At 57.2% G+C, this 8,103-nt stretch carries 6 protein-coding genes; all 6 read left to right on the plus strand.

The genetic code is table 11. The features are described from left to right. The coding region (locus Q0526_RS05230) for a TIM barrel protein (protein WP_298731402.1) at positions 1-713 on the plus strand (713 nt) is incomplete at its 5' end. 45 nt (positions 714-758) lie between these two features. Next, on the plus strand, positions 759-1,583 hold the full coding sequence (locus Q0526_RS05235; protein ID WP_298731403.1) for an SDR family NAD(P)-dependent oxidoreductase: 825 nt from the start codon (positions 759-761) through the stop codon (positions 1,581-1,583). Between the two features lie 460 nt (positions 1,584-2,043). Continuing rightward, complete coding sequence (locus Q0526_RS05240) at positions 2,044-4,281, plus strand: glycoside hydrolase family 3 C-terminal domain-containing protein (RefSeq protein ID WP_298731404.1); 2,238 nt, start codon at positions 2,044-2,046, stop codon at positions 4,279-4,281. A 47-nt stretch (positions 4,282-4,328) separates the two neighbouring features. Further along, positions 4,329-5,303, plus strand: a complete 975-nt coding sequence (locus tag Q0526_RS05245; RefSeq protein ID WP_298731405.1) for an AraC family transcriptional regulator — start codon at positions 4,329-4,331, stop codon at positions 5,301-5,303. 113 nt (positions 5,304-5,416) lie between these two features. Further along, positions 5,417-6,883 (plus strand): rhamnulokinase family protein, encoded by a 1,467-nt coding sequence (locus Q0526_RS05250; RefSeq protein ID WP_298731406.1) that lies wholly within the window; start codon positions 5,417-5,419, stop codon positions 6,881-6,883. After that, on the plus strand, positions 6,880-8,103 hold a 1,224-nt coding region (locus Q0526_RS05255; protein WP_298731407.1), incomplete at its 3' end, for an arabinose isomerase. The genes Q0526_RS05250 and Q0526_RS05255, both read left to right, overlap by 4 nt.

The raw sequence follows: 8,103 nt of genomic DNA on the forward strand, positions 1-8,103 counted from the left end.
GGTTCATGGTCAAGTTGCTGACCAAGGCCGCCGGTATGCCGGTGGGCAAGGGGGGCAATTTGGACTGGCACAAGCTGGTACAGGAGGCGGGCCTGTCAGTGGTCAGCCTGCACACCGACCTGGGCAGCCTGGAACGTGACCCGAAAGCGGTGGTACAGGAGGTCCAGAGCTTCGGGAGCAAGTATGTGGTCATCACTGGCATGTATCGGTTTGACTACGGGAACGAAGCCGCCGTGCGCGAGTTGGCCTCCCGACTGAACAAAGCAGGGAAGGCCCTCCGGCAGGAGGGCGTGGAGCTGCTCTACCACAACCATAACTGTGAGCTGCGCCGGGTAAATGATCAAAAACGTGCCTATGACATTTTGCTGGAGGAGACCGATCCCCGGTTTGTGAACTTTGAGTTCGACAGCTACTGGTTTACCGAGGGCGGCGCCAACGCCCTGGCCTGGATGCAGCGGCTGGGCCATCGCATGAAGCTGTGGCACATCAACGACCGGGGCAGTCGAGTGCAGGGCCCTGCCGTGACCCCCATCCTGAAAACCGACAGCATGGAACTGGGCACCGGCAACATGGACTTGGACAGCCTGCTAGAACAGGCCCTGCAGGCCAACGTGGACGCGGTGATTCTGGAGAGCCACCGCAACTGGATCGACGGCAGCCCGGTGAAAAGCGCGCAGGTCAGTGCGCAATTTCTGAACCGGATTCCGGAATAAAATCGAAGAAAAGGCAGAGTGAAACGAGCGAAGGGAGAAATACCAATGAAAGCTACTTTTGAAAGCGTACAGGGCAAAGTTGCCGTTGTGACCGGCGCAAGCAGAGGCATTGGGGAAGCAATTGCACGCGCTTTTGCCGCCAACGGTATGAAGGTTGTGCTGGCCGCACGCAGTGAGGAACAGGGTCAGAAGGTGGCAGGTGAGATCGTTGCGCAAGGCGGCGATGCCGTTTTTGTCCGTACGGATTGCAGTGATCCCGCACAGATCAAGGCTCTGGTAGAGAAAGCGGTGGAAACCTATGGCCGGCTGGACGGTTTCGTATCCAATGCAGGAATCGGCATGGGCGGCAATCCTTTGCATGAATATGAGCTGGAAGAGTATGAGCGGATTTTTGCGCTCAACAGCGAAGGCGTATTTGCCGGCATGAAGTATGCAGCAGAGGCAATCTTCCGCAGCAAATCCAAAGGCGGTTTCCTGATCAACGTTGCGTCGGTGGCTGGCCTTGTTCCGCAGCGGGGACAGGCATTGTATACCGCAACGAAATTCGGTGTAGTCGGTATGACCCGTGCCGCGGCTCTGGATTACGCCGCCTATGGAATCACGGTGAATGCAATCTGCCCCGGATACACAAAGACCAGCATCTTCGGCGATATTCCCGAAGCTGCGATGGCCATGTTTGCAAAAGACTGCCCGGCAGGCAGAATGGGAGATCCCATGGAATGTGCATGGCTGGCTTTGTTCCTGGCAAGCGATATGGCCCGGTATATCACCGGTGCAGCCATTCCGGTGGACGGAGCACTGAGTGCGGGACATCAGAATGTGACCACCTGGAAAAATCCCGGACTTTACGCGGGCACAGCAGAGAATTGACACGGGACTTCTGGCAGAAATGCCTTGATAAAGCTGCTGCATTGTATGCAGACTGATTCAAGTACAGAGTGAAAAATTCTCTTACTGATTGACGGATATTAGCAGGCAAACGTTAAAGGGACAGATGTGCCCGTGATTCACCGCCCGATTTTCGGTAATACCGGGATCGGGTGTTTTTTGTATGTGTTTGGTTATATGTATGGTTTAAAGTATTGGGAGCCGCATAGGCGCAGGCAACCGCTTTGGAAATCAAGAGAGGCAGTATAGAAACAGTGAAATCCACGCAAGGGTGACGAATAACGGCATAAACTTTCTGCTTTTCATAAACTTATGGAATTATAGTCCTTTAAGCTGAATTTTTGACTCCTCACTGATTGGCAAATATGCTATGCTGTCATTAACCAAAATTACGGCAATACGTAAGAAATGTCCTGCGTTGCTTTTGAACGGGAGGAATACCATGGTGAACTTGAATGAATTGATACAGCAACTCACGCTGGAAGAAAAGGCAGAACTTTTGACTGGTGGAGATTTTTGGCACACCCGCGCCATGGAGCGCCTGGAAATTCCGGCCATTATGATGAGTGATGGGCCCAGTGGTTTACGAAAACAGGAAAAAGAAAGTGATCACCTGGGCATATATGGAAGTACGCCTGCTGTGTGCTTCCCCTCGTCGGCTGCGGTGGCCGCAAGCTTTGATACAGCTCTGGCACAAAAGCTGGGATGTGTAGTGGGAAACGAATGCCAGGCTGAAGGGGTCGCATTGCTGTTGGGGCCGGGGCTGAATATCAAGCGAAGCCCTCTGTGCGGACGAAATTTTGAATATTACAGTGAAGATCCCGTCCTGGCCGGACAGATGGGGGCCGCCATGGTGGAAGGCGTCCAGAGCACCGGTACGGGAAGCTGCATCAAACATTTTGCCGCCAACAATCAGGAAACTGACCGCATGGTGGGCGACAGTGTGGTAGACGAACGCACCCTGCACGAAATTTATCTGGCACCCTTTGAAACTGTCGTCAAGGCGGCCAAGCCTCAGGCGGTTATGTGTGCCTATAACAAGGTGAACGGAACATTCTGCAGTGAAAACGGAACGCTGCTTACCGATATTCTGCGCTCGGCCTGGGGATACCAGGGTATGGTGGTAACCGATTGGGGAGCTGTAAAAAATCGCGCAGTGGGCGTAAAAGCCGGGTTGGATCTGGAAATGCCGGGAGGTAGCCGGAGAGGAATTCAACAGGTATTGGATGCGGTGGCCGCCGGAACTTTGACGGAGGCAGAGGTGGACCGTGCGGTGTACAATGTGCTGAAACTGGTACAGACAGGCATAGAAAACCATCATCCGGATGCTGTTTTTGATCGCGCTGCCGACCATAACTTTGCCCGTCACATTGCTGAAGAATGCGCGGTACTGCTGAAAAACAAGGACTCGGTGCTGCCTCTGACGGAGGAAAGTTCCGTGGCGCTCATCGGAGACTTTGCCGCTGCACCACGGTATCAGGGTGGCGGAAGCAGTCATGTAAACAGTGCATATATCAGCCGTGCGGTGGATTGCATGCCGAAGGGTATGAGCTGGACGCGCGGTTATGATCAGGAATCTGATACGTCGGACCGTACACTGCTGGAGGAAGCGGTGGCTGCGGCCCGCAAGGCTGATGCAGCGGTGATTCTGGCCGGACTGCCGGAACGGTATGAAAGCGAAGGCGTAGACCGTACGACATTGGAAATGCCGGCCAACCAGAATGAACTGATAGAAGCAGTTTCTGATGTGCAGCCCAATACCATTGTCGTGCTGTATAACGGCGCTCCGATCACTATGCCCTGGCTGGACAAGGTGGCCGCTGTGTTGGAAATGTACCTCCCCGGTGACGGTGTGGGTGCAGCCACCATGGATCTTTTGTATGGCAAGGCAAATCCCAGCGGAAAGCTGCCCGAGACCTTCCCACAGAAACTTGCCCATACCCCGTCCTGGTTCAACTTCCCCGGAGAAAATGGCATTACAGAATATCGCGAAGGCGTTTTTGTGGGATACCGCTATTATGACGCCAAAGAAATGGATGTTTTGTTCCCATTCGGGTATGGCCTGTCCTATACCAGTTTTGCCTACAGCAATATGACGGTGGATCGTTCCCGGATGGGGGAAGGGGAAACGCTGCGGGTACAGCTGACCGTGACCAATACAGGGAAGTGTCCGGGAAAGGAAGTCGTACAGTTGTATGTGGCGCCGCCTGCCGGGATGCGGCGCAGACCTGTACGGGAATTGAAGTCTTTTGCCAAGGTGGCACTGCAGCCGGGTGAAGGGCGAGAGATTACCTTCCAACTGAATGCCCGGGATCTGGCATATTATGAGCCGCTGCTCCATGATTTCTATGCCCCCACCGGCTGTTATGGGATCGAAGTCGGAGCGTCCAGCAGGGATATCCGGCTTCGCAAGGAAGTGTCGTTCACTGCGGAGAGGCCATTGCCTCGTATGTTTACCGAATACAGTACGCTGGCCGACGTAGTATCGGATCCCAAAGGAGCCGCCGTGTTTGGCCCGATCCTGCAGCGGCTGGCGGAAGCAGCGGCAGGACAGGCCTCTGCCGGTGATACCGAAGGCGCCTCCCGGATGCTGGAGGGAATGACATTGGGAACACTGGTTTCCTTTGGTGTTTTAACGGAAGAACAACTCAAAGGAATGTTGGAAGGACTGAACGGGTAAAAGAGAACGTACGTCTGAATACGGATAAAAGAGACCAGAAGCAAACTATGGATACAGAAATTCTGAACACATTGTCCCGCATTACATCGGAAGAGCAGAAACTGCGGGATGGGGAACCGCTAGACCGGACATTGTATGCCTCCGGCCATGGGTTTGAGATCGATGCGGCCAAGCTGCTGCGCCAGGGCCAGCTCATCACTATACGCCCCCATACCCGGTTTGTGGCTTTCCCACGCCACAGCCACAACTATGTGGAAATTATGTATATGTGTACCGGTCAGACAACGCACCTGATCGGCGGCGGTACGCCGGTACACCTGCAGGAGGGAGAGCTGTTGTTTCTGAATCAGCAGGCCAGCCACGCCATCCAAAGAGCGGAGGCCGGGGACGTGGCGGTGAACTTCATTGTGCTGCCCCAGTTCTTTGATTATGCCTTTCAAATTGTGGGAACGACCAACCTTTTGGGACGTTTTTTGCTGGGAACGCTGAAAAACGGCGGTGCGGAGATTTCCCATCTGGTCTGCCATACCGCAGAACTGCTTCCGGTCCAAAACCTGGTGGAAAGCATGGTCTGGAGCCTTCTGCACAATGAGCCCGGGGCCCGTGGCGCCAATCAGCTGCGCATGGCGATGCTGATGCTGGACTTGCTGAACCACCATGAATGTATCGAAGTGCAGGGCGAACCGGGGCAGGGAAGCCCGCTTGTGCTGGCGGCACTACGCGAAATTGAGGATAACTGCCGCGATGCCAGCCTGTCCCATGTGGCGGAGCGGTTCCATGTTTCGCTTCCCTACCTGAGCGCCCTGATCCGGCAGGCAACTGGTAATACCTTCAAGGAACTGCTGCAGCAGAAACGTTTGGACCGGGCCCAGCAGCTGCTGCGCACCACCAGGCTGCCCGTGCAGGCGATAGCCGAGTCCGTGGGGTATGACACCACCAGTTATTTTTACGGTATTTATAAAAAAGCCTTTGGCATAACGCCGAAAGAATACCGGGATCATTTGTGCAATTCCGATAATTGAGGAAAAATTACTTAAATAAGCGCGTGATTTTATTGTAAATCACGCGCTTATTTTTTTAGACCTCTGCCGGTATACTGATACCAGTGAAAAAACAGGAAGGGGAGCTGCAGGAAGTGCGGTATTATCTTGCAATCGATATCGGCGCATCGTCAGGTCGCCTCATTCTGGGGCATTTGAAAGAGGGGCGGATGGTGCTGGAGGAAGTATACCGGTTCGAAAACCGGCAGATCCGCAAGAACGGCCACGACTGCTGGGACATGGACAATCTGTGGCAGGGCATTCTGGGCGGACTGAAAGCCTGCAAGGCGTTGGGCAAGGTCCCCACCACGGTGGGCATTGATACTTGGGCTGTGGACTTTGTACTGCTGGACAAGGACGGGGCGCCGGTGGGCGACGCGGTGGCCTACCGCGACAGCCGTACCGAGGGTGCCGACAAACTGGTGGAGGCCAAGATCAGCCCCGCCGAGCTCTATGCCCGCACCGGCATCCAGAAGCAGCTGTTCAACACCATCTATCAGCTGGCGGCGCTGCAAAAAGAGCACCCCGAACAGCTGGAAGCGGCCCACAGCCTGCTTATGATTCCGGACTACTTCAATTATCTGCTCACCGGCGTGCAGAAGCAGGAATACACCAACGCCAGCAGCACCAACCTGGTCAACGCGGCTAAAAAGACCTGGGACAGGGAACTGCTGGACACCCTGGGCCTGCCCCGGCGGCTGTTCGGCCCCCTGTCTATGCCCGGCACGGTGGTGGGGCCTCTGAAAGAGGAGATCGCCGCCGAAGTGGGCTTCCAGACCACCGTCATTCTGCCCGCCACCCACGACACCGGCTCGGCCTTCCTGGCGGTGCCGGCCCGGGATGACCGGGCGGTGTATCTGTCCAGCGGCACCTGGAGCCTGCTGGGGGTGGAGAACGAAGCCCCCATCACCACCGAGGAGAGCCGCGTCCAGAACTTCACCAACGAGGGCGGCGCCTGGTACCGGTTCCGGTATCTGAAGAACATCATGGGTCTGTGGATGATCCAGTCCATCCGGCGGGAACTCAACGGGGTGGACTACGTGGCCGGCAAGACCCGGGCCGCATGGACCCTGGATGTGCAGGCAGGGGAGAAGCAGTGGAGCTTCCCCGACCTGATTGCCGCCGCCGAAAGCGCCGCCGATTTCCCGTCGGTGGTTAACGCCAACGACGATGCCTTCCTGGCCCCGGCCAGCATGATCACCGCCGTGCAGGACGCCTGCGCCGGGAGCGGCCAGCCTGTGCCCCAGACGGTGGGCCAGCTGATGCAGTGCGTCTACCGCAGCCTGACCCTGTGCTACAAGAACGCCATCGCCGGCCTTTCCGAACTGACCGGCAAGACCTACACCAGCATCAACATCGTGGGCGGCGGCTGCCAGGACAACTACCTCAACCGCATGACCGCCGCCGTCACCGGTCTGCCGGTGTACGCCGGCCCGGTGGAGGGCACGGCCATCGGTAACCTGACCGTTCAGATGATTCACGGCGGCGAATTTGCCGGCCTGGTCACCGCAAGACAAAGTATCCGTGAAAGTTTTGATATCAAGGAGGTTCTTCCCCAATGAGCATGTTAGTGGAAACCAAAGCCCGGGTAGGCGTGTTCGCCATTGCCCTGGGCGCCTATCTGCCCCAGTTCCCCAGTCTGGTGCCGGAATTCCAGGCCCAGTATGAGCAGTTCAAAACCATGATTCCCGACACCGTAGAACTGGTGGACGGCGGCATCGTGACCACCAAGGAGCTGAGCCAGGCGGCCGGGGACAAGTTCCGCGCCGCCGACGTGGACCTGGTGATTCTGCAGCTGCTGACCTACGCCACCTCCTACAACATGCTGCCCGCCGTGCGGGACCTGGATGTGCCGGTGGTGCTGGTGAACGTCCAGAAGCTGCGCGCCCCCGACTACGAGCACACCGACACCGCCAAGTGGCTGGGTGAGCTCTACGCCTGCGGCGCCGTGGGCGAGATGGTGGCCGACCTGGAGCGGGCCGGCAAGCGCCATGCGGTGATCACCGGCGTGGTGGAGGGCGGTGACCCCACCGTCCAGGCCGAGATCAACGACTGGTGCAAGGCCGCCCAGGTGCGCCGCCGTTTCCGGGACACCAATCTGGCCCAGATCGGCCGTCCCTACCCCGGCATGATGGACCTCTACATCGACGAGACCAACCTCTACCACCGGATGTGGCTCTACACCAAACAGTTTGACTGGGAGAAGATGTGGGCCATTGCTGACAACGTCACCGACGAGGCGGTCATCCGCGCCAAGGCCGAGGAGATCCTCGACACCTTCGACATCGAGGGCGGCGGCACGGTGGAAAAGGTCTGGGAGATGGCCCGCTACGTGGTGGCTTTTGAGCAGTGGGTCAAGGACGAGAAGATCGCCTTCATCGCCTCCCACTATGACGGCTTTGCCCAGGGCAAGGCGGGGGTGCTGGACTCCATGCTGATTCCTGCCTTCTCGATGCTCATCAAGCAGGGCGTCGCCTGCGCCGTGGAGGGGGACATCAAGGTGGCCATGGCCATGTCCATTCTCAAGACGATTTCCGGCCAGGGCCAGCTGTCCGAGATGTATTCCATCGACTTTGACAAGGACATCTGCATCATCGGCCATTCCGGCTCCGGCGACGCAGCCATCTCGGCCAAAAAGCCCACCATGAAGATCGTGCCGGTCTTCCACGGCAAGACCGGCGGCGGTTACCTGACCCAGTTCTACCCCCATCTGGGTCCCGTGACCTACCTGGGCATCACCCAGGACAAGGACGGCCACTTCAAGTTTGTGGTGGCCGAGGGC

The organism is uncultured Subdoligranulum sp. (genome assembly GCF_937890665.1).

Bases quoted from the DNA above. Each gene is read 5' to 3' on its own strand.
- Q0526_RS05235 (WP_298731403.1), top strand. From the start codon at position 759: ATGAAAGCTACTTTTGAAAGCGTACAGGGCAAAGTTGCCGTTGTGACC.
- Q0526_RS05240 (WP_298731404.1), top strand. From the start codon at position 2,044: ATGGTGAACTTGAATGAATTGATACAGCAACTCACGCTGGAAGAAAAG.
- Q0526_RS05245 (WP_298731405.1), top strand. From the start codon at position 4,329: ATGGATACAGAAATTCTGAACACATTGTCCCGCATTACATCGGAAGAG.